Annotated in this window: 15 protein-coding genes; 7 read left to right on the forward strand and 8 right to left on the reverse strand. The window is 56.5% G+C overall.

Going from position 1 to position 22,269, the window contains the following annotated elements; genetic code table 11:
- The first annotated feature begins 53 nt into the window (after positions 1-53).
- From ACJTMZ_RS06320 to ACJTMZ_RS06335, 4 genes are all read left to right on the forward strand, one after another.
- On the forward strand, positions 54-953 hold the full coding sequence (locus ACJTMZ_RS06320; RefSeq protein WP_252010865.1) for a glycyl-radical enzyme activating protein: 900 nt from the start codon (positions 54-56) through the stop codon (positions 951-953).
- A gap of 4 nt (positions 954-957) precedes the next feature.
- The gene (locus tag ACJTMZ_RS06325; RefSeq protein WP_252010866.1) at positions 958-3,390 is read left to right on the forward strand and encodes a formate C-acetyltransferase/glycerol dehydratase family glycyl radical enzyme; all 2,433 of its coding nucleotides are present in this window, start codon (positions 958-960) and stop codon (positions 3,388-3,390) included.
- 165 nt (positions 3,391-3,555) lie between these two features.
- A complete protein-coding gene (locus tag ACJTMZ_RS06330) occupies positions 3,556-4,371 on the forward strand; it encodes a Cof-type HAD-IIB family hydrolase (RefSeq protein WP_017693749.1) in 816 nt (271 codons plus the stop codon).
- Between the two features lie 150 nt (positions 4,372-4,521).
- The gene (locus ACJTMZ_RS06335) at positions 4,522-5,778 is read left to right on the forward strand and encodes a DUF1479 domain-containing protein (protein WP_032647814.1); all 1,257 of its coding nucleotides are present in this window, start codon (positions 4,522-4,524) and stop codon (positions 5,776-5,778) included.
- Here the strand turns inward: ACJTMZ_RS06335 and ACJTMZ_RS06340 are convergent.
- The gene (locus ACJTMZ_RS06340; protein ID WP_252010867.1) at positions 5,775-6,848 is read right to left on the reverse strand and encodes a substrate-binding domain-containing protein; all 1,074 of its coding nucleotides are present in this window, start codon (positions 6,846-6,848) and stop codon (positions 5,775-5,777) included. The genes ACJTMZ_RS06335 and ACJTMZ_RS06340 overlap by 4 nt on opposite strands.
- 286 nt (positions 6,849-7,134) lie before the next feature.
- Between ACJTMZ_RS06340 and ACJTMZ_RS06345 the strand changes: the two genes are divergently transcribed.
- Positions 7,135-8,436: an MFS transporter gene (locus ACJTMZ_RS06345; RefSeq protein ID WP_015571039.1), complete on the forward strand. Its 1,302-nt coding sequence runs from the start codon at positions 7,135-7,137 to the stop codon at positions 8,434-8,436.
- Positions 8,437-8,453: 17 nt separating this feature from the next.
- Positions 8,454-10,817, forward strand: coding sequence for a TIM-barrel domain-containing protein (locus ACJTMZ_RS06350; RefSeq protein WP_032620022.1), 2,364 nt, complete (start codon positions 8,454-8,456; stop codon positions 10,815-10,817).
- A 92-nt stretch (positions 10,818-10,909) separates the two neighbouring features.
- On the opposite strand, the gene ACJTMZ_RS06355 is transcribed toward ACJTMZ_RS06350, so the two are convergent.
- Positions 10,910-12,505, reverse strand: a complete 1,596-nt coding sequence (locus ACJTMZ_RS06355; protein ID WP_003858434.1) for an ABC-F family ATPase — start codon at positions 12,503-12,505, stop codon at positions 10,910-10,912.
- A 222-nt stretch (positions 12,506-12,727) separates the two neighbouring features.
- Between ACJTMZ_RS06355 and ldtB the strand changes: the two genes are divergently transcribed.
- A complete protein-coding gene (ldtB, locus tag ACJTMZ_RS06360; RefSeq protein ID WP_015571042.1) occupies positions 12,728-13,648 on the forward strand; it encodes a L,D-transpeptidase in 921 nt (306 codons plus the stop codon).
- Positions 13,649-13,689: 41 nt separating this feature from the next.
- On the opposite strand, the gene ACJTMZ_RS06365 is transcribed toward ldtB, so the two are convergent.
- The 6 genes from ACJTMZ_RS06365 to ACJTMZ_RS06390 all read right to left on the reverse strand — a co-directional run bounded on the left by ACJTMZ_RS06365 (position 13,690) and on the right by ACJTMZ_RS06390 (position 21,854).
- Positions 13,690-14,406: a GntR family transcriptional regulator gene (locus ACJTMZ_RS06365; protein WP_015571043.1), complete on the reverse strand. Its 717-nt coding sequence runs from the start codon at positions 14,404-14,406 to the stop codon at positions 13,690-13,692.
- Between the two features lie 14 nt (positions 14,407-14,420).
- A complete protein-coding gene (locus ACJTMZ_RS06370) occupies positions 14,421-15,743 on the reverse strand; it encodes a PTS sugar transporter subunit IIC (RefSeq protein ID WP_023296170.1) in 1,323 nt (440 codons plus the stop codon).
- 51 nt (positions 15,744-15,794) lie between these two features.
- Positions 15,795-17,171 carry a glycoside hydrolase family 1 protein gene (locus tag ACJTMZ_RS06375; RefSeq protein WP_017693755.1) on the reverse strand — a complete coding sequence of 459 codons (1,377 nt, stop codon included), beginning with the start codon at positions 17,169-17,171 and terminating at the stop codon, positions 15,795-15,797.
- A gap of 184 nt (positions 17,172-17,355) precedes the next feature.
- Positions 17,356-18,726: an efflux transporter outer membrane subunit gene (locus ACJTMZ_RS06380; protein ID WP_252010868.1), complete on the reverse strand. Its 1,371-nt coding sequence runs from the start codon at positions 18,724-18,726 to the stop codon at positions 17,356-17,358.
- 3 nt (positions 18,727-18,729) lie between these two features.
- Complete coding sequence (locus ACJTMZ_RS06385; RefSeq protein ID WP_023296167.1) at positions 18,730-20,670, reverse strand: MacB family efflux pump subunit; 1,941 nt, start codon at positions 20,668-20,670, stop codon at positions 18,730-18,732.
- On the reverse strand, positions 20,667-21,854 hold the full coding sequence (locus ACJTMZ_RS06390) for an efflux RND transporter periplasmic adaptor subunit (protein WP_023303343.1): 1,188 nt from the start codon (positions 21,852-21,854) through the stop codon (positions 20,667-20,669). The genes ACJTMZ_RS06385 and ACJTMZ_RS06390 overlap by 4 nt, the downstream gene beginning before the upstream one ends.
- Between the last annotated feature and the right edge of the window lie 415 nt (positions 21,855-22,269).

The following is a 22,269-nucleotide window of genomic DNA, read 5'->3' on the forward strand; positions in this document are numbered from 1 at the left end:
TAACTTTCATTCGAAAGTAATTTAATCTTCATATGTAACTCGAGGGCAAGAAAATGATCTTCAATATACAGCGTTACTCCACCCACGACGGTCCCGGTATTCGAACCGTGGTATTCCTGAAAGGCTGCTCGCTGGGCTGTCGCTGGTGTCAGAACCCGGAAAGCCGCTCCCGCACGCGGGACGTCCTGTTTGATGCCCGCCTGTGCCTGGACGGCTGTGACCTGTGTCAGCAGGCCGCGCCGGGGTGTGTTGAACGCGCGCTGAACGGGCTGGTCATTCATCGTGAGAAGCTTAACGACGAGACGCTCACTGCCCTTACCGACTGCTGCCCGACCCAGGCGCTTACCGTCTGCGGTGAAGAGAAGCAGGTGGAGGAGATTATGGCCACCGTGCTGCGCGACAAGCCCTTCTACGACCGCAGCGGCGGCGGGATCACCCTCTCCGGCGGCGAGCCGTTCATGAACCCGGCGCTGGCACATGCCCTGTTTAAAGCCAGCCATGAACAAGGCATTCATACCGCCGTTGAAACCTGCCTTCACGTACCCTGGCATTATATCGAGCCGTCACTGCCGTATGTCGATCTGTTCCTGGCGGACCTGAAACATGTGGACAGTGACGTATTTAAACAGTGGACCGATGGCTCAGCCAGACGGATCCTGGACAACCTGAAGCGCCTGGCCGCCGCCGGGAAAAAAATCACCATTCGCGTGCCGCTGATCCAGGGCTTTAACGCCGATGAAGCGTCGGTTACCGCCATTACCAATTTCGCCGCCGACGAACTCGGCGTTCACGATATTCATTTTCTGCCGTATCACACGCTGGGCATGAACAAATACACCCTGCTCGGCCAACCCTACTTTGCCCCTGACAAACCGCTGGATAACCCTGCCCTGCTGGACTTCGCGCAGCAGTATGCCTGCCAGAAAGGGTTAACCGCGACCTTACGAGGATAAACTTATGACCACCCTGAATCTCAACACCCTCAGCGAGCGCATCAAGGCGCACAAAACGGCACTGGTGCATATCGTTAAGCCGCCGGTCTGTACCGAGCGCGCGCAGCATTACACCGAAATGTATCAGCAGCACATGGACAAGCCGATCCCGGTCCGTCGCGCCCTGGCCCTCGCCCACCACCTGGCAAAACGTACTATCTGGATCAAGCATGACGAGCTGATTATCGGTAACCAGGCCAGCGAAGTGCGCGCCGCACCGATCTTCCCGGAATACACCGTCTCGTGGATTGAGAAAGAGATTGACGATCTGGCGGACCGTCCGGGTGCGGGCTTCGCGGTCAGCGAAGAGAACAAGCGCGTCCTGCATGCGATCTGCCCGTGGTGGCGCGGCCAGACGGTGCAGGATCGCTGCTACGGTATGTTTACCGACGAGCAGAAAGGCCTGCTGGAAACCGGCATCATCAAAGCCGAAGGTAACATGACCTCCGGCGACGCGCACCTGGCGGTGAATTTCCCGCTGGTGCTGGAGAAAGGGCTCGACGGCCTGCGCGCGAAAGTGGCCGAGCGCCGCTCGCGCATCAACCTGACGGTGCTGGACGATCTGCACGGCGATCAGTTCCTGAAAGCCATTGATATCGTGCTGGAAGCCGTAAGCCTGCACATCAAACGCTTTGCCGATCTGGCGCGTGAAATGGCCGCGACAGAAACCCGCGCCAGCCGCCGCGACGAGCTGCTGGCCATGGCGGAAAACTGCGACATCATCGCCCACCAACCACCAAAAACCTTCTGGCAGGCGCTACAGCTGTGCTACTTCATTCAGCTGATCCTGCAAATTGAGTCCAACGGTCACTCCGTCTCCTTTGCCCGTATGGACCAGTACCTTTACCCGTACTACCGCCGCGACGTGGAGCTGGACCAGAGTCTGGATCGCGAGCACGCCATTGAGCTGCTGCACAGCTGCTGGCTGAAGCTGCTGGAAGTGAATAAAATCCGCTCCGGCTCACACTCCAAAGCCTCTGCGGGCAGCCCGCTGTATCAGAACGTCACCATCGGCGGCCAGAAGCTGGTCAACGGTGAGCCGATGGACGCGGTCAACCCGCTCTCCTACGCGATTCTGGAGTCCTGCGGTCGCCTGCGCTCCACCCAGCCAAACCTGAGCGTGCGCTACCACGCGGGCATGAGCAACGACTTCCTCGACGCCTGCGTGCAGGTGATCCGCTGCGGCTTCGGGATGCCGGCGTTTAACAACGATGAAATCGTGATCCCGGAATTTATCAAGCTCGGCGTGGAACGAGAGGACGCGTATGACTATGCGGCGATTGGCTGCATCGAAACCGCCGTCGGCGGCAAGTGGGGCTATCGCTGCACCGGCATGAGCTTTATCAACTTCGCCCGCGTGATGCTGGCGGCGCTGGAAGGCGGTCGCGACGCCACCAGCGGCCAGGTGTTCCTGCCGCAGGAAAAAGCGCTTTCTGCCGGTAATTTCGGGAATTTCGATGAGGTCATGGCGGCGTGGGATAACCAGATCCGCTACTACACCCGCAAATCCATTGAGATCGAGTACGTGGTGGACACCATGCTGGAAGAGAACGTCCACGATATTCTCTGCTCGGCGCTGGTGGACGACTGTATCGAACGCGCGAAAAGCATTAAGCAGGGCGGCGCGAAGTATGACTGGGTTTCCGGCCTACAGGTGGGGATCGCCAACCTCGGCAACAGCCTGGCAGCGGTGAAGAAGCTGGTGTTTGACCAGGGTGTTATCGGTCAGCAACAGCTGGCGGCGGCGCTGGCGGATGACTTCGAAGGGCTGACCCACGAGCAGCTGCGCCAGCGCCTGATCAACGGCGCGCCGAAGTACGGCAACGACGACGACAGCGTGGACCTGCTGCTGACCCGTGCCTACGAAACCTACATTGAAGAGCTGAAGCAGTACCATAACCCACGCTACGGCCGCGGCCCGATTGGGGGTAACTACTATGCGGGCACGTCTTCTATCTCCGCAAACGTGCCGTTTGGCGCAGCAACCATGGCAACGCCGGACGGCCGTAAAGCCCACACCCCGCTGGCGGAAGGGGCAAGCCCGGCCTCCGGTACCGACCACCTCGGCCCGACGGCGGTGATTGGCTCCGTGGGTAAACTGCCGACGGAAGCGATTCTCGGCGGCGTGCTGCTAAACCAGAAGCTGAACCCGTCGACGCTGGAAAACGACAGCGATCGCCAAAAGCTGATGGTGCTGCTGCGCACCTTCTTCGAGGTGCATAAAGGCTGGCACATTCAGTACAACATCGTCTCCCGCGAAACGCTGCTGGAAGCGAAGAAACACCCGGATCAGTATCGTGACCTGGTGGTGCGCGTCGCGGGTTACTCGGCGTTCTTCACCGCCCTGTCGCCGGATGCGCAGGACGATATTATTGCCCGTACTGAGCATACGCTGTAAAAAAACGCCCGGTGGCGCTTCGCTTACCGGGCCTACATTGTCCCCCCGTAGGCCGGGTAAGGCGAAGCCGCCACCCGGCTTTCTGACTTTCATTCGAAATTAAATTTGTGCTCCCCGTCACCTTGTTATTAGAATGTTTCAAACGCAGTGACCCAGGAGCACAGTATGACCGTAAAAGTTATCGTCACCGATATGGACGGAACTTTCCTTGATGATGCCAAGCAGTACGATCGTGACCGCTTCCAGGCACAGTTTGAGCAGCTTAAAGCCCGCGACATTGAATTTGTTGTCGCCAGCGGCAACCAGTATTACCAGCTCATCTCCTTCTTCCCGGAGCTGAAAGATCAGATCTCCTTCGTCGCGGAAAACGGCGCGCTGGTCTTCGATCACGGCGAACAGATTTTCCACGGCGAACTGACGCGTCATGAGTCGCAGATCGTCATTGGCGAGTTGCTGAAAGACAAAGGGCTGAACTTTGTGGCCTGCGGGCTGGAGAGCGCGTACGTCAGCGATAAAGCACCAGAAGCGTTCGTGAAGCTGATGTCGAAACACTACCATCGCTTAAAACCCATCAGCGATTACCGCGAAATTGACGACGTGCTGTTTAAATTCTCCCTGAACCTGCCGGACAGCGATATCCCGAATCTGGTTGATAAACTGCATGTCTCCCTGGACGGCATCATGAAGCCGGTCACCAGCGGCTTCGGTTTTGTCGATTTGATTATCCCCGGCCTGCACAAGGCCAACGGCATCAGCCGCCTGCTTAAACGCTGGAAAGTCTCACCTCAGGCGTGCGTCGGCATTGGCGACAGCGGCAACGATGCGGAAATGCTGAAGCTGGTGAAATACTCCTTTGCGATGGGCAACGCGGCGGACAGCATTAAAGAGGTCAGCCGTTACACTACCGACGATAACAACCATCAGGGCGCGCTGAATGTGATTCAGGCCGTGCTCGACGCGCACTCCCCGTTCGACGCCTGATCCCCCTACCTGCCGGAGCCTCGCTCCGGCCTCTCACTCTTTTCCCATCCTGTGGCACCCGTCAAGGTTTTAAACTTGCATTAACTTTTTTTTAACTTAAAGTATCACTTGTAGACACTTTTACTTTCGAATGAAAGATGCGAGGCAGTTATGACCTTTACCAGCGAAACGTTGCCAGCGGACCATAAAGCGGCAATCCGTCAGATGAAACGTGAATTACGCGCGCAGATCGGCGATGTGCAGGCGGTGTTCGACCGGCTCAGCGATAAAATCGCCACCCGCGTGGCGGAAATCAACGCTCTCAAAAACAAAGGCGAAACCGTCTGGCCAGTGATCCCCTTTGCCGACGTGAAAAACGGCACGATCACCGCCGAACAGCGCGAAGCGGTTAAACGTCGCGGCTGCGCGGTGATCAAAGGCCATTTCCCGCGCGAGCAGGCGCTGGCGTGGGATCAGTCGATGCTCGACTACCTCGATCTGAATAAGTTTGACGAGGTGTATAAAGGACCCGGCGATAACTTCTTCGGCACCTTAACGGCCTCTCGTCCGGAGATTTACCCGATCTACTGGTCGCAGGCGCAAATGCAGGCGCGCCAGAGTGAAGAGATGGCGCAGGTACAGTCGTTCCTGAACCGTTTATGGACATTTGAGAGCAACGGCAAGCAGTGGTTCGACCCGGACGTGAGCGTGATTTACCCGGACCGCATCCGCCGTCGTCCACCGGGAACCACCTCGAAGGGACTTGGCGCACACACTGATTCTGGCGCGCTGGAGCGCTGGCTGCTGCCCGCTTATCAGCAGGTCTTTGCCCGCGTGTTTGACGGCAACGTTGATAAATACGATCCGTGGAACGCCGCGCACCGTACCGAAGTGGAAGAGTACACCGTGGATAACACCACCAAATGCTCGGTGTTCCGCACCTTCCAGGGCTGGACGGCGCTGTCGGACATGATCCCCGGACAGGGCTTGCTGCACGTGGTGCCGATCCCGGAGGCAATGGCCTATATTCTGCTGCGTCCGCTGCTGGACGACGTGCCGGAAGACGAGCTGTGCGGCGTGGCGCCGGGGCGCGTGCTGCCGATTTCTGAGAAGTGGCATCCGCTGCTGATCGAAGCGTTAACCAGCATTCCGGCGCTGGAAGCCGGTGATTCCGTGTGGTGGCACTGCGATGTGATCCACTCCGTCGCGCCGGTGGAAAATCAGCAGGGCTGGGGCAACGTGATGTATATTCCTGCCGCGCCAATGTGCGAGAAGAATCTCGCCTATGCGAAAAAGGTCAAGGAAGCGCTGGAAACCGGCGCGTCACCGGGCGATTTCCCGCGCGAGGATTATGAGAAAAGCTGGCAGGGCCGCTTTACCGTGGCCGATCTCAACATCCACGGCAGGCGCGCGCTGGGCATGGCTTAACCGTCGTACAGCCCTTCCCGCTCTACGGCGGTACGTCGTTTCCCCTGACGTATCCGCCGGACCGACTCCCGCACGGTCAGCGTGCCGTTTAGCAGCAATGTTCCCACCGGCGCGTCCGGGCGCATCAGCCGCTGCTGGAGCATATGCACCGCTTCCGTTCCCAGCTCATCACGCGGAACATGTACCGCGGTTAAGGGCACATCCTGAATCGCCGCGAGATTAAAGCCGTCGATGCTCATCACCGAGACATCCTGCGGCACGCGCAGACCGTGTTTTTGCAGCGCGCTGATGGTCCCCGCCGCCATAAAATCACCACCAACCAGGAACGCCGTTGGCAGGTCCTTCCCTTTCTGCTGGTGAAGCCACTCGCTTACCAGCTGCTCCGTCTCTCTGGCGCTGAAGCTGGACACCATCAGCAGGTCGCGCCTGTCGCTGAACCTGAGGTTATGACCGTGCCACGCGTCGCGGATCCCGGACAGGCGCAGCTCCATGGTGTAGCGACGCAGGCACAGCACGTTCATCACCTCCCGGTGCCCCATCTCGAACAGGTACTCTGCCGCCCGCTCGCCAATCGCGCGATGATCCGGCGCGACGGCGGGCAGGCGCATGTGGCGGTCCCGGCAGTTAATCAGCATACAGGGTTTGCCCACGTCTACCGCCAGATCGTGGATATGCGGATCGTCGATACCAAGGAGGATCGCCGCCTGGGTGTCCGCTTCGTTCATGCGGGCCAGAAACAGCTGGGCATCGCTGTCGTTCTCCTCCAGCGCACAGTAACGCAGGCGAACCTCGTGCGAGGCCAGCCCTTTGCTCACGCTCTGGATGACGCGGTAGTAAAAGATGTCGGACCGCTCGTCAAACGCCCGCTGCGGGGCAAACACCGCCAGGCTGTTAAGCAGCAGACGCCCCGCCGCCATGCCGTCCATTACCCCCAGCTCCCGCGCGCACGCCAGCACCTTTGCCCGTGCTTTTTCGCTGGTGTTTGCCTTCCCCGCCAGCACGCGAGAAACGGTGCTGATGGAGAGCTGCGTCCGGGCGGCGATTTCGGTGATTTTAAGCCTTTTGTCCATTTTGTGATCTGGCTCCGGATGTGAAATGAAAAAATTTTCACAACTTGTTTATCAGGTAATAACTTGCGAGAAGGCCATAATGCCGAAAATTAAACCTCGGTTATGAGAAAGTTTGCACAAAATCCACTATTCCCTGCCCAATTTCTTTCTTAAGGTGAACCTGTCACACAACTTCCATACTAGTTGTATAGCAGCTTAGCGCTCTAAAACAGATAACTTTCAAACGCCTGACGCTGTGTGACACCTGAACCTTTGTCCCCTTACCGTCCGTCTTGTGGAGAAGAAAATGAGTCAGGACATCAATAACACCGTAGCGACAAGCAAAACACGTCGCGTCATCAGGAACCTGCGCTGGTACGTACTGGTGCTGTTTCTTCTCGGCGTGACCGTTAACTACATCACCCGTAATTCGTTAGGTATTCTCGCCCCTGAACTGAAAGAGAGCCTCGGGATCACCACCGAGCAGTACTCCTGGATCGTCGGCGCGTTCCAGATCGCCTACACCATTTTCCAGCCCCTGTGCGGCTGGCTGATTGACGTTATCGGCCTGAAAATCGGCTTTATGGTCTGCGCCGGGATCTGGGCGCTGATGTGTATCTTCCACGCGGGTGCCGGAAGCTGGCTGCACCTGGCGATTCTGCGCTTCTTTATGGGTGCGTCCGAAGCCGCCGCCACGCCAGCGAACGCCAAAACCATCGGTGAATGGTTCCCGAAATCAGAGCGCCCTGTTGCCGCAGGCTGGGCGGGGGTAGGCTTCTCCATTGGGGCCATGCTGGCCCCGCCTATCATCTACTTTGCTCACGCGTCGTTCGGCTGGCAGGGTGCGTTTATGTTTACCGGCGTGCTGGCGCTGCTGTGGGTGATCCTGTGGTGGGCGTTTTATCACAACCCGGAACAGCACCCAAACCTGAGCCGCGATGAGCTGGCGTTTATCAAGCAGGATAACGAACCTGCGCCGGTCAAACTGCCCTTCCTGACCGCGCTGAAAACCGTCTCGAAGAACAAACGGTTCTACGGTATCGCCATCCCGGCCTTTATGGCGGAACCGGCCTGGGCCGTGCTGAGCTTCTGGGTGCCGCTGTACCTCGCCAAAGAGCATGGTATGGATTTGAAACAGATCGCGATGTTCGCCTGGCTGCCGTTCCTGGCCGCCGACCTCGGCAGCGTGGCGAGCGGCTACCTGACCCGGCTCTACACCCGCTGGTTTGGCTGCACCCGCGTCAACTCGGTGGTAGCCAGCTCCGTCACCGGCGCGTTTCTGATGATTTCTCTGGCCGTCGTAGCCGTGACCCGCGACCCGTATATCACCATCGTGCTGATCTCTATCGGCGGCTTCGGGCACCAGATCATCTCCTGCATGCTGAGCGCCCTGGTCGTGGAGTCGTTCGACAAAGGCCAGATGGCGACCGTCAACGGCATGCGCGGCTCGGCGGCGTGGATCGCCAGCTTCCTGTTCTCACTGTTAATCGGTGTGACCGCCGACAAAATCGGCTTTAACCCGCTTTTTATTGCCATGGGCTTCTTTGACCTGATTGGCGCTGTCTTCCTGGTAGCATTTATTGCTGAACGTCGCGCCAAGCGCGCCTGATAGTGGATGTATTGCATATGAAAACCCTGAAAAACTGGACCGTAGATAAGCAGTCAGCAAACCATCTGGAACTGCTGATCGATAATCAGCACCGCCTGTGTCTGTATGTGCTGGAAGAGAATCTGTTCCGTGTGCTGATCAAACGTAAAGGCGAGCTGGCGCTGAACCGCACCTGGAGCATCGCGCCGGAACAAGATGTGCCGTGGGAAGGCCGCCGTCGTGACGATGTCAGCGGCTTCACCTGCCCTGCCTGGACGCTGACGCAGCAGGACGACACGTTAACCGTAGCGACTGAACAGCTGCGCGTCACCGTCCACCAGCCGCTGTGGCTGGAGTGGCACTACCGCAATGAGGCGGGCGAGTGGCAGCCGCTGGTCAATGACCGCCCGACCAGCGCCTACCTGCTGAACGCCCACGGTGACGGCGTGGCGCACTATCTTAGCCGTCGTAAGGATGAACGTTTTTACGGTCTGGGTGAGAAAGCGGGTGATTTACAGCGCAACGGCAAACGCTATGAGATGCGTAACCTGGACGCGATGGGCTATAACGCGGCCAGCACCGATCCGCTTTACAAGCACATCCCGTTCACCCTCACCCGTCGCGATGACGTGAGCTACGGTCTGTTCTACGATAACCTGAGCAGCTGCTGGCTGGATCTGGGTAACGAGATCGACAACTATCACACCGCCTACCGCCGCTGGCAGGCGGAAGCGGGCGATATTGACTACTACCTCTTCACCGGCAAGCGCGTGCTGGACGTGACGAAAGCCTTCGTGCGCCTGACGGGGAAAACGCTGTTCGGACCGAAGTGGAGCCTGGGCTACAGCGGCTCGACCATGCACTACACCGACGCGCCGGACGCGCAAAACCAGCTGATGAACTTCATCCGCCTGTGCGATGAGCATGCCATTCCGTGCGACTCGTTCCAGCTCTCCTCCGGCTATACCTCGATTAACGGCAAGCGCTACGTCTTTAACTGGAACTACGACAAAGTGCCGCAGCCGAAGGTGATGAGCCAGGCGTTCCACGACGCGGGGCTGCGGCTTGCGGCCAACATCAAGCCGTGTCTGTTGCAGGATCATCCCCGCTACAGCGAAGTGGCGGAACGCGGCCTGTTCATTCGTGATTCAGAAACCGATGCGCCTGAACGTTCCAGCTTCTGGGATGACGAAGGATCGCATCTCGACTTCACCAACCCGCAGACGGTGCAGTGGTGGCAGAACGGCGTGACCACGCAGCTGCTGGAGATGGGCATCGACTCCACCTGGAACGACAACAACGAGTATGAAGTGTGGGACGGGGAAGCGCGCTGCTATGGCTTCGGTCAGGAGATCGCCATCAAGCACATTCGCCCGGTGATGCCGCTGCTGATGATGCGCGCCTCGCTGGAAGCGCAGCAGCGCTTTGCGCCGGAGAAACGTCCGTATCTGATCTCCCGCTCCGGCTGTGCCGGGATGCAGCGCTACGTTCAGACCTGGAGCGGCGACAACCGCACCAACTGGGACACCCTGCGTTATAACATCCGCATGGGGCTGGGCATGAGCCTGTCCGGATTGTTCAACGTCGGTCACGACGTCGGCGGTTTCTCCGGCGACAAGCCGGATGCCGAGCTGTTCGTGCGCTGGGTACAGAACGGCGTGATGCACCCGCGCTTTACCATTCATTCGTGGAACGATGATCACACGGTGAACGAGCCGTGGATGTACCCGGGTGTCACGCCTGCGATTCGCAGCGCCATTGAACTGCGCTACCGCCTGCTGCCGTACCTCTACACCCTGCTCTGGCAGGCGCACGCCGACGACGAGCCGATGCTGCGCCCGACCTTCCTCGATCATGAGCACGATGCGCAGACCTTTGAAGAGTGCGACGACTTCCTGCTGGGCCGTGACCTGCTGGTGGCCAGCGTCGTCGAAGCCGGGCAGCGCGAGCGCCGCGTCTGGCTGCCGGATAACGAAACGGGCTGGTACGATTTTTACACCCACGCGTGGTATGCGGGCGGCCAGGCGATCGTCCTTGATGCGCCGCTGGAAAAGCTGCCGCTGCTGGTACGCGCCGGGGCCGGTTTGCCGCTCAGCGAACGCATCCGTCACGTGAGCGCCGATAAAGACGATACCCGTGAGCTGAAACTGTTCCCGGTGAAAGGCGTCGGCACCACCGCCGGGCTGCTGTTTGAGGATGACGGCGAAAGCTGGGGCTACCAGAACGGCAACGCGCTGTGGGTGGAATGGGAGATGGAGTGCGACGGCGCAAGTATCAACCTGAAGGTGAATGCGCGCGGCGACTATCGTCCGGCATGGAAGGCGCTGAAGGTGTCATTACCGGCGGGGGAAAAACGTACGTTGCGGGTGAACGGAGTTGAAGGGGGCGAGTGGGTGGTGTAGTGCGGCCTGTTGCCCTCACCCTAACCCTCTCCCACAGGGAGAGGGGATAGAACGTAGGCCGGGTAAGGCGAAGCCGCCACCCGGCTATTTTTTTAACTCTCGATACCTTTACTGCGCAGGTAATCTTCGTAGTTACCGGTGAAGTCCACCACGCGCTCTGGCGTAATTTCGATCACGCGGGTCGCCAGCGAGCTGACGAACTCCCGGTCGTGAGAGACGAAGATCAGGGTGCCCTGATACATCTCCAGCGCCATGTTCAGCGACTCAATAGATTCCATATCCAGGTGGTTAGTCGGTTCGTCCATCACCAGAATATTCGGTTTTTCCATCATCAGCTTGCCGAACAGCATACGGCCCTTTTCACCACCGGAGAGCACTTTGGCGGGCTTTTTGATGTCGTCCTGGCTGAACAGCAGACGCCCCAGAATGCTGCGTACCGCCTGCTCGTCGTCGCCTTCCTGCTTCCACTGGCTCATCCAGTCGAAGACGGTCAGATCGTTTTCAAACTCATATTCATGGTCCTGCGCGTAGTAACCAATCTGCGCGTTTTCAGACCATTTCACGGTACCGTTATCCGGTTGCAGTTCACCCACCAGGGTTTTCAGCATAGTGGATTTACCCACGCCGTTGGCGCCGAGGATGGCAATCTTCTCGCCCACTTCCAGCAGCAGGTTGAAGTTTTTGAACAGCGGGCCTTCATCGAAGCCTTTGGTGAGGGCTTCCACTTCCAGCGCGTTACGGAACAGCTTCTTGTCCTGCTCGAAGCGGATGAACGGGTTCTGACGGCTGGAGGCTTTAACCTCTTCCAGCTTGATTTTGTCGATCTGACGGGCACGCGACGTTGCCTGGCGCGATTTAGAGGCGTTGGCGCTGAAGCGGCTGACGAAGGATTGCAGGTCAGCAATCTGCGCTTTCTTCTTGGCGTTGTCGGCCAGCAGACGCTCGCGCGCCTGGGTTGCCGCCGTCATGTACTCATCGTAGTTGCCCGGATAAACGCGCAGCTCGCCGTAGTCCAGATCCGCCATGTGGGTACACACCATGTTCAGGAAGTGACGGTCGTGCGAGATGATGATCATGGTGCTGTCGCGATCGTTCAGCGTCTGCTCCAGCCAGCGGATGGTGTCGATGTCCAGGTTGTTCGTCGGTTCGTCGAGCAGCAGGATGTCCGGGTTAGAGAACAGCGCCTGTGCCAGCAGCACACGCAGCTTCCAGCCTGGCGCGACTTCGCTCATCGGGCCGTAATGCTGTTCAACCGGAATACCGACGCCCAGCAGCAGTTCGCCCGCACGCGCTTCCGCAGAGTAGCCGTCCATTTCGCCGTATTGCGTTTCCAGGTCGGCCACTTTGTAACCGTCTTCTTCGCTCATCTCAGCGAGACCGTAGATACGATCGCGCTCCTGCTTCACTTCCCACAGCTCCGCGTGCCCCATGATCACGGTGTCGAGCACGGTGAACTCTTCGAAGGCGAACTGATCCTGACGCAGCTTACCGATGCGCTCGTTAGGGTCGAGCGACACGTTACCGAGCGTTGGCTCCAGGTCACCGCCGAGGATCTTCATAAAGGTGGATTTTCCGCTACCGTTGGCACCAATCAGGCCGTAACGGTTGCCGCCGCCAAATTTGACGGAAATGTTTTCGAACAGCGGCTTACTGCCAAACTGCATAGTGACATTGCTGGTAACTAACACGGAGAGATTCCTGCGAAAAGTGTGATAAACGCGGCATTATGCCACAATTCCGAATTGAGATCCCCTGTTGCGGTAATCCACTAAACTTTAACAAAATCGAAAAAAATGTGATTTCGTACACATCTGAATTCCCAGTTAACGGGAATGCACATATAATGCGCTCCCATTACCGATTCAGACTTATCAACTCATCGCCAGAATGGCTTAGATACCTCGCATAACATGAACATGAAATTAACAACGCTTTTTGCGGCGGCGTTAGCCGTAGTAGGTTTTTGTAAGACCGCGTCTGCGGTGACGTATCCCCTGCCGACAGACGGAAGCCGTCTGGTGGGTGAAAACCAGGTGGTGACGGTGCCGGAAGGGAACTCTCAGCCGCTGGAATACTTCGCGGCGCAGTATCAGCTCGGTCTGTCGAACATGCTGGAGGCGAACCCGGGCGTTGACCCGTATCTGCCGAAAGCGGGTACCGTACTCAACATTCCACAGCAGCTGATCCTGCCGGATACCGTGCACGAAGGTATCGTGATTAACAGCGCCGAAATGCGTCTGTATTACTACCCGAAAGGCACCAACACCGTGATCGTGCTGCCTATCGGTATCGGTCAGCTGGGTAAAGACACTCCGCTGAACTGGACCACCAAAGTGGAGCGTAAGAAAGCGGGCCCAACCTGGACGCCGACCGCCAAAATGCACGCTGAGTACATTGCTGCCGGCGAACCGCTGCCAGCCGTTGTGCCTGCCGGCCCGGATAACCCGATGGGTCTGTACGCGCTGTACATTGGACGTCTGTATGCCATTCACGGTACTAACGCCAACTTCGGTATCGGCCTGCGCGTAAGCCACGGCTGCGTGCGTCTGCGTAATGAAGACATCAAATTCCTGTTCGATAACGTGCCGGTCGGTACGCGCGTGCAGTTCATTAACGAACCGGTGAAAGCGACGTCAGAGCCGGACGGCAGCCGTTACATTGAAGTGCATAACCCGCTGTCCACCAGCGAAGATCAGATCAACAACAACGAAATCGTACCGATTAAGCTGACCAGCGCGGTGCAGTCCGTCACCTCTCAGGCGGATGTTGACACGACCATCGTTGATCAGGCGATTCAGAACCGTTCCGGTATGCCGGTGCGTCTGAACTAATCGTGAGAATTAAAAAAGCGGGCCGCGGGGCCCGCTTTTTTTTATCCGTTATTCACGATAACGATGCCGCCATGGTCATAGCGATAGTGACAATGGGCGTACTCCAGCGGCGTACCATCTTCAAGATAGATCACCTGCTCTACCTCCAGCACCGGGTCGGTTGGCTCGCAGACAAGGTGTTGCATATCCAGCGCACTGGGCTTCAGCGCCCGCACCACCCGATACGATCCCATGATCTTCAGCCCCAGCGTCTCCTGTACATACCGGAATACCGAACTTTCAAGATGGGTTTTGTTCAGACCGGGCACCAGATTGAGCGGCATTACCGTAGCGTCCAGAGACATCGGCTCACCGTTCAGTAAACGCAGACGGATAAAGTCATAGATCGGCGTATCCGGATTTATCATCAGCGATGCCTGCTCTTTCTCGTTCGGGAAGCGCAGTTCGAAGTGCACCACCTGACTCGTCACCGTGCCTAAATGTTCCCAGGTTTTGGTCGCCCCGAAGTAGTCGCTGCCGGAGAGATCCCACTGGGAAAGCTGGAGGAAATTTTTGCGGATGAACGTGCCCTGCCCCTGTCGGGTATAGACCAGCCCTTCTACGATCAGCTGACGCATCGCCTGCTGAATGGTCATCCGGCTGGTGCTGAACTCCGCCGCCAGCGCGAACTGGTCCGGCAGAGGTTCATTGGCGGCGTACTGCTGGGTGATAATGCGTTTCTTAATTTCCCGCGCTATGGTGATGTACTTCGCCGCCATCGTCCTTCCTTAAATTAGTGTTCTGTCCCGCTGTTTTTCAACGCCACTCGCTCGGCAACTTTGAGGAAAGGCAGGTAGAAGAATACACCAAATACGATGATTGCCAACTGCACCACCACCGCCCGCCAGTCCCCCGCCGTCGCCAGCCAGGCGCTGAGGATCGGCGGGGTCGTCCACGGGATCATCACCACGCAGCGCGACATGAGCCCCAGCGTGGTACAGAGCCACGCAAAGTAAATCCCGATAGCGGGCAGCAGCACAAACGGGATCATCAGCGGCAGGTTAAAGACTATCGGCAGGCCGAAAATCACCGGCTCGTTGATGTTAAATAGACCCGGCGCCAGCGACAGACGCGCCACCTGCTTCGCTGATTTCTGTCTTGAGAAGATGAAGATAGCAATCAGCAATGAGATTGTGCTGCCCGTCCCGCCCACCATGCCAAAGGTCGGCACAAAGATGTTGTTGATGATGTGCGGGATCGGCTGGCCGTTGGCGAAGGCCAGCATATTCTCATTGGTATTGATCAGCAGGAACGGCTCCAGCACCACGCTGTTGACCACCGACTGATGAATACCGAGCGTGAACAGGAAGTTACCGAAGCTGTAAATGAAGATCGTCCCGGGCAGGCTGGTGTTGATCAGCCGCAGCGGCTGCTGAATAAATGTCGTAATGAGATGGATCAGATCCGTGTGCAGCACGTTCGCCAGTATAGCCGCCAGCACCGCAAACAGGGAGAGCGTGAGGATCGTCGGGATCAGCGCGGTAAAGGATTTGCTCACCGCTGGCGGTACGTTCTCCCCCAGCGAAATGTGCAGCGCCTTCAGCCGTGAAATGGCGATAAACAGCTCGGTTGAGAGCAGCCCAATCAGCACCCCGGCGAAAATCCCGGTGGAGCCGATATTGGCGAACGTCAGCACCTGGGTAACGTTTACCGTGGCGTCGCTGCCGACGGGGGTAATCTGTAAGCGCATCGGCATCATGATGATGAAACTGCTGACGGCGATAACCACTGCCGAGACCGGATTGTCGAAATCTTTGTTGCGCGCCAGCGACCAGGCGATCATCGGCGCCAGCAGCAGCGCGGCGATGTTCAGCGTGCCGTTGATGATCGCCTCGCCCCACACCTTAAACTGCGTGAGCGTGTCGCCCTCTAAGATCCAGGGAAACACCACGTTGTTCACCAGCACCGCCAGACCGGCAAGGATGAAAATCGGCATTACCGTGGCGAAGGCATCGCGCAGGGAGCGAAGATGCACCTGGTTTGCCAGGCGCGCCGAGAACTCAACAAATTTATCGACAAAAGACTGCATGTGCGGTGTTATTTTTGTTTCAGACATAGCGGATAGTTCCCATCAATCAGTCACAAAAACGGCCCGGCAGCGTACGGCTTACATCTCGCGTCCGTTGGTATGGATTACCTGTTTTAACCACGCATAGCTCTTCTTCGGCACGCGCTTCAGGTCTTTCAGGTCGTGATTTTCACGGTTGACGTAGACCACGCCGTAGCGCTTGCGCATGTCACCCTGGGAGCTGAGAATGTCAATCAACCCCCAGCCGAGATAGCCCAATACCTCTGCCCCGTCCTCGAACATCGCCTCTTTCATGGCCTCGATATGCGCCCGGTGGTAGTCAATGCGGTAGGTATCCTCTATGGGGTTTACGCCATCCCAGGACTCAATCACCCCAATGCCGTTCTCAATCGGGAATACTGGCATTCGCCAGTCGTTGGCATAGCGGGTGATGATGGTGCGAAAGCCCAGCGGATCGATCTGCCAGTTCCACTCGGTGGCCTTCAGGTACGGATTGTTTTTCTCGCCGTGCAGCAGGTAATAGTTCACCGGCGTGCCTTCCGGGATGGCATCGCTGTCCAGCGTTTTGCTGGCGTAGTAGCTGAAGGCCATAAAGTCGTTCTTCGTGCGCGCAAACAGCGCGAGATCGTCTGCGCGGTAGATATCGCCGAAGCCTTCCTGCTCCACCACCGCCATCACCGCCGGGCTGTAGCCCTGGCCCGCGAAGACGCGCAGCAGGTTCTGGTTGAGGAATTCGTCGTACTGCTGGGCGCAGAAGATGTCACGCGGTTTGCAGGTGGCCGGATAAATCAGCTGGTGCGCCAGCATGCCGCCCATCAGCTTGCCCGGCTTAGTCTGGTGCAGGTACTCGGTCAGCGCCATGTGCGCCACCATGGTGTGATGCTGCACTTCGTACAGCTCGCGCAGGGTTTCCTCCCCCTTCATATAGCCGGAGATGCGGAAGGCTATCGGCATGTGGAAAATATTCTGCTCGTTAAAGGTCAGCCAGTACTTCACCCGGTCACCAAAGCAGTCGATCATCTTTTTGCCGTAGCGGATAAACGCCTCCACCACGCGACGATCGTTAAATCCGTTGTACTCCTGTGCCAGCGCCAGCGGCATATCGAAATGGTAGAGGCAGACCATCGGCTCGATACCGCGGGCGATCAGATCGTCGATAAAGCGGTCGTAAAAGGCGATACCCTCGTCGTTAAAATCGCCGTCACCCTGCGGGCAGACGCGGCTCCAGGAGATCTGGAAGCGGTAGCAGTTCATGCCCAGATCCTGCATCAAATCAAAGTCTTCCCGATAACGGTGGTAGGAGTCGGTGGCCACTTTCCAGTCAGAGATATTTTCACCGGCTTCGCGAATGTCGTACACCGACATCCCCTTTCCGCCCTCATTCCAGGCCCCTTCCGTCTGCATGCTCGACACCGAGTTGCCCCATAAGAAGTTGGCTGGCAGTGATTGATTCATGGTTGCCTCCTATATGACTAGTCATTTAAATGATATGACTAGTCATATAGCCGGAGATGAAATTTCGATCAAAGGGGAGGAACGATTTTTGTGAGATGGGTTTGAATAATGACGAAGGATGTCTTGCGAACTGCGCCCTGGCAGCAAGTCCTATTGCTGCCAGACGTAAATGAGTCTGCGCAATTCAGGGGAAAGATGCCGAACCGCCGAACTCCATATAGATTTTTGCCAGATTATTTAACTGGTTAAAGCGATTTTCATACAGTGCCAGTTCGGCCTGACGGCGTTTCTCCTGAGCATCAAGCCAGAAAGAAATTCGCACCGCGCCCTGGCGATAGCGAACTTCGTTTAGCCTCTCTGATTTTTTCGCCAGTTCCAGGCCTTCACGTAGAAGCGTCTCCTGTTCCAGGAGTTGATGACGCAAAGCAAGCGCATCTTCTATGCTACTCATCGCCTTGTAAAGTTCCTGTTTAAACTCCAGAACCCGTTGCTCGTAGTCGTTTCGGGCAATCTTCACGTCCATGCCCCTTTCTCTCCATTCCAGGAACGGCAGGGTCAGGTTTGCTCCAACAGAGCCTACAGGATTTTCCAGGAAGGCCATAAGGCTGCTGCTGCTGGTGCCAAGCGAGCCGGTCAGACTAAACGCTGGATAAAATGCAGTACGCTGGACATCAACGGTGGCCAATGCTTCCCGTACCCGCCACTCTTTAGCGCTGATATCGGGTCGATGCCGCAGCACGTTGACCGGGATCTTTCCACTGACCTGCGGCAGTGGTCCCATTGGTAACGCTTTCGGTTCGACTATCGCGCTGCCCGGCGCGGTTCCAAGCAAAACGGCTTGCTGATTGAGCGCCTGTAAACGTTCGTTCTTCAACGCCGCCAGCCTGTTTTCCTGCGAAAGCACGCCCTGCTGAGCATCCACAACATCCAGAGAGGAGGCACCGCCCGCGGCATAACGCGCGTTAGCCAGGCGCAGCGTCTCTTTTGCATAGTCGATGCTTTGTTGCAGGACAGACAGCTGCTGGTTAATAAAGCCTAAGCGCCAGTAATTATTACTGGCATTTGAAAGCAGCGTCAGGCGTGCAGAACGCAGATCCTCTTCCGAGGCAAAACGTGCCCACGCCTTCGCATCGCGCTGCCGCGCTATTTTGCCCCACAGATCCAGCTCATAGCTGGTATTAATACTGGCAACGCTGCCCCTGCTCCAGTGGGCTGAGCTGTTCAGCTGTTTTTTACCGTCAAGCGCGAGCGAACCTTTTAGTCCCGGATCGTTTGTGATGCCAATCCGCTCTTCTTCCAGGCGGGCGCGATAAACACGCAATACTGCTCCAGCGACATCGTTATTGCGCCCCATCACCTGCCGCAGCCAGCCGTCGAGGTCTGGATCGTTAAAGGCCTGCCAGTCGAACGGCATCCTCTCCTCCGCAGCATCCGCCTGATACCAGTTGGCAGGGTATTTCACCTCAGGAGGCTGATAGTCGCTTTTCAGAGAGTCGGCGCAGCCAGCACTAAGCAGGACAGCAAGGCATACCGTTAAAGGGGATAATATTTTCATGGGTTACTCGCTGGCCAGTGAAACGACCGGATCCATCCTTGCTGCCTTGCGGGCAGGGAGATAACCAAAGATCATGCCGATTAAAGTTGAGCAGAAGAATGCGGCAGCAGCGGCCTGCCACGAATAAATGGCGGTGAAAATGCCCCCTGCCAGCGCGGTGAACAGCGCTCCGGCGGCATACGACAGTGCAATACCTAACACTCCGCCTATTAGACATACCAGCACAGCCTCAATCATAAACTGCTGCATGATATCGCCCTGACGCGCACCGACCGCCATTCGTACGCCAATCTCATGGGTCCGTTCCGTGACCGACACCAGCATGATATTCATCACCCCAATGCTGCCGATCATCAGCGAGATGCAGGCCACCATCAGAATCAGGATGCTAAAGGTCATTGAGGTCCGTTCGATTGATTGTCGAATCTGCTCGAAATTATAAAGCTGGAAGTCTTTCACGCCGTGGCGTTGAGTGAGAAGCTGAGAAATAGCGCTGACCGCTGCCTCGTTGGCAACATCATCCTTAAGCCTTACGCTGATGCTGGTCAACACCGGTTTTCCTGTCATTCGATACATCACCGTGCTGTAAGGCATCCAGACGTTAATGCGATTAGGCGCATAGCTTCGGCTGTTCCCTTTGGCGATGCCGACAACCCGTGCAGGCACGGAACCCAGAAAAACGATTTGCCCAAGTGCCTTGAGTCCCGCATCGTCAAATAACGCCTTGCGGGCGTTTTCATCAATGATGACTTCCTGCGAGGCATTTCGATCGTCCTGGAAAGTTGATCCCTGCAACAGTTCAATACCGTTTACGCGAAAATGATCGCGCCCAACGCCATTGATCGTGGCGGTAGCGGATTTACCCAGAAAGCGAATGTTGTCGGAAGCGTTAACTTCGGGGCTGACGCTGTCAACAAACCCCTGCTTTGCTAATGCTTCGGCGTCTGCCGGGACCAGAGTACGAATGGCTTCAGTGCTGTCGTCAAAGAAATCCCTTCCCGGGTAGATGCTCACCACGTTGGTTCCAAGCTCCTTGATATTATCAAGGGTTCGCTGTTTCGCGCCTTCTCCCAGTGCCACCACCGTAACAACCGCGGCGATACCAAAAATAATGCCCGTCATGGTTAACGTCGTGCGCAGGCGATGCGCATTCATCGCTTTTAACGCCATGTGCAGGGATTCACGGGTACGGTCAACAATACTTTGCCACCAGCTTTGCTGAACGCTGTCAGGTCGTTTAAGGGCAACCCCGGAGGTAACACGACTGCCGGTATCAGAAATAATTTCACCGTCACGCAGCTCAATAATACGGTTAGCATGCTGCGCTACCTTCATATCATGTGTCACCATAACCACGGTATGGCCACGCTGATTCAGTTCACTGAGTATTGACAGTACCTCCTGACCGGACTGCGTATCCAGCGCGCCGGTGGGTTCATCCGCCAGAATGATTTCACCGCCGTTAATCAGCGAGCGGGCAATACTCACACGCTGCTGCTGGCCGCCTGAAAGCTCTCCCGGTTTATGATGTTCACGACCTTCCAGCCCGAGTCTTCCAAGCAATGTCGCCGCGCGCAGACGGCGCTTTTCGCGCTCACTATTGGCATAAATCGCCGGAATTTCAACGTTACTTAACGCGCTCAGGTCGGGCATTAAATGATAACGCTGGAAGATAAAACCGATGTGCTCACGGCGGATCCTTGCCAGATCGTCAGGTGAAAGCTGGGCGGCATTTTGACCGCTGATAAAGTAATCGCCACAATCAGGGACATCGAGACAGCCCATAATATTCATCAGGGTTGACTTACCGGAACCGGAGGCGCCGATGATCGCGACCATCTCCCCAGCAGCGATAGTCAAATCAATCCCTTTGAGCACGGTGAGATCCTGTCCACCGTTCCTGTAGGTGCGGCTGATGCCCTTGAGTTCTATGATATTACTCAAGATACAAACCCTTCCCCGGGCGCTTTTTCACCCGGCTGCGATAACACAACATGTTCCCCGACTTTTACACCGTCCAGGATCTGGATATCCACACTGTTAGTAATGCCGGTTTTGACCTCACGGGTTTCCAGCCGGTTATCACTGGTCAATATCTGCACCTGCTGTTTGTTGCCACTCACCTTGTGCACAGCCTGAATCGGCACCAGTAACGTATTTTTAGCTTCTCCAGCCAGCAAGGTCACCTGTGCTGTCATGGCAATTCGCAGCCGATTTTCTGGATTGGGGACATCCAGCAGCGCGTTGTAGTACACCGAAGCATTTGACGTGCCTGACCCTGAGGCTGAGCTACTGCTGGCAAGGCTATCATCTTTCATAACCGACTCAGGTGCCAGTTCAACGGTACGTAACGTGGCGTCATAATGCTTATCCGGCTCAGAGAAAATGGTGAATCTGGCTTTCTGTCCCGGTGAAATTCGCGTGATATCCGCCTCAGAGATCTGGGCTTTAATTGTCATCACGTCCAGACGTGCGAGTTTGATAATGGTCGGCGCACTTTGGCTGGAGTTAACCGTTTGGCCCTGTTGGGTGACAACGGCAATAACAATGCCGTCCATGGGAGCAACAACTTTTGTATAACCCAAATCGACCTTTTTCTTGTCGACATCAATTTGCGCCTGGACGAGTTTGGCATTCAGTGCCGATAGCTCAGCGCGGGTACTGGCCAGCGTGGTTTCAGCCGTTTCGAAATCTTCTCTCGAGCTGGCATCCTCATTTAACATCTGGCGCTGGCGCTTAAAACGCAATGAGGCTTGCTTCAACTGCGCCTGCTTAGCCTGAAGGTCCGCTTTTACCACGTTGAGAGCAGCTTCTGCGTTGCGTAAATCATTCCGCTGCGGCACGTCATCAATTTCAGCGATGAGCTGCCCTTTAGTGACACGATCGCCTAACTTCACCTTCAGCGACTTAACCTGGCCAGAAACCTGTGCCCCAACGTTGACCCGCTCAATCGCATCAATTCGACCGGTAGCAAGTACGGCGTTTTCAATATCGCCGATGCGTACTGGAGCGGTAACATACTCGGGAACCTCGGGGCTTCTCAGGAAGAAGAACAAGGCGATGCTAAAAATAATTAGCAGAGCCGCAGCACAGGTCATTACGCGTCGGGGAGGGAATTTTGTTAACATTACGCAGGTTTTCCATAACGATAAACAGCAGTGAATCAGGCATCATAGTAACATCGCCAGTATTTACGGGAGGTAAACCCGCGCTATTTGGTGAAGTAGCGTCATCGTAGACCCCCGCCATCAATTACACAGAATCACCAGGTCCGCCTGTAAACCGCCGCAAGCGTGGGATTTTGTGCCTAAATCCACAGAGTCCCCTTTTGCTGAGCCCCACCTGCGATTTTTCCCATAATCGATTCATTGTGCATTAAGTGCTTAATTATAGTTGCAACTCACATATGATAATAGTAATTATTATCATTAGCATTTGCACTGATGGTTTATCTGGCAAGGTATACAGAGGTATCAGGAAACAAGCCTCTCCAGGTTTGTTGAACGGTCTCACACTCAACAAATGCATCTGAACACCGCGGCG

Source organism: Enterobacter sp. DN (assembly GCF_046054285.1).
GTDB lineage: Bacteria > Pseudomonadota > Gammaproteobacteria > Enterobacterales > Enterobacteriaceae > Enterobacter > Enterobacter hormaechei_C.

Bases quoted from the DNA above. Each gene is read 5' to 3' on its own strand.
- ACJTMZ_RS06320 (WP_252010865.1), top strand. From the start codon at position 54: ATGATCTTCAATATACAGCGTTACTCCACCCACGACGGTCCCGGTATT.
- ACJTMZ_RS06325 (WP_252010866.1), top strand. From the start codon at position 958: ATGACCACCCTGAATCTCAACACCCTCAGCGAGCGCATCAAGGCGCAC.
- ACJTMZ_RS06330 (WP_017693749.1), top strand. From the start codon at position 3,556: ATGACCGTAAAAGTTATCGTCACCGATATGGACGGAACTTTCCTTGAT.
- ACJTMZ_RS06335 (WP_032647814.1), top strand. From the start codon at position 4,522: ATGACCTTTACCAGCGAAACGTTGCCAGCGGACCATAAAGCGGCAATC.
- ACJTMZ_RS06340 (WP_252010867.1), bottom strand. From the start codon at position 6,848: ATGGACAAAAGGCTTAAAATCACCGAAATCGCCGCCCGGACGCAGCTC.
- ACJTMZ_RS06345 (WP_015571039.1), top strand. From the start codon at position 7,135: ATGAGTCAGGACATCAATAACACCGTAGCGACAAGCAAAACACGTCGC.
- ACJTMZ_RS06350 (WP_032620022.1), top strand. From the start codon at position 8,454: ATGAAAACCCTGAAAAACTGGACCGTAGATAAGCAGTCAGCAAACCAT.
- ldtB (WP_015571042.1), top strand. From the start codon at position 12,728: ATGAACATGAAATTAACAACGCTTTTTGCGGCGGCGTTAGCCGTAGTA.
- ACJTMZ_RS06365 (WP_015571043.1), bottom strand. From the start codon at position 14,406: ATGGCGGCGAAGTACATCACCATAGCGCGGGAAATTAAGAAACGCATT.
- ACJTMZ_RS06370 (WP_023296170.1), bottom strand. From the start codon at position 15,743: ATGTCTGAAACAAAAATAACACCGCACATGCAGTCTTTTGTCGATAAA.
- ACJTMZ_RS06375 (WP_017693755.1), bottom strand. From the start codon at position 17,171: ATGAATCAATCACTGCCAGCCAACTTCTTATGGGGCAACTCGGTGTCG.
- ACJTMZ_RS06380 (WP_252010868.1), bottom strand. From the start codon at position 18,726: ATGAAAATATTATCCCCTTTAACGGTATGCCTTGCTGTCCTGCTTAGT.
- ACJTMZ_RS06390 (WP_023303343.1), bottom strand. From the start codon at position 21,854: ATGTTAACAAAATTCCCTCCCCGACGCGTAATGACCTGTGCTGCGGCT.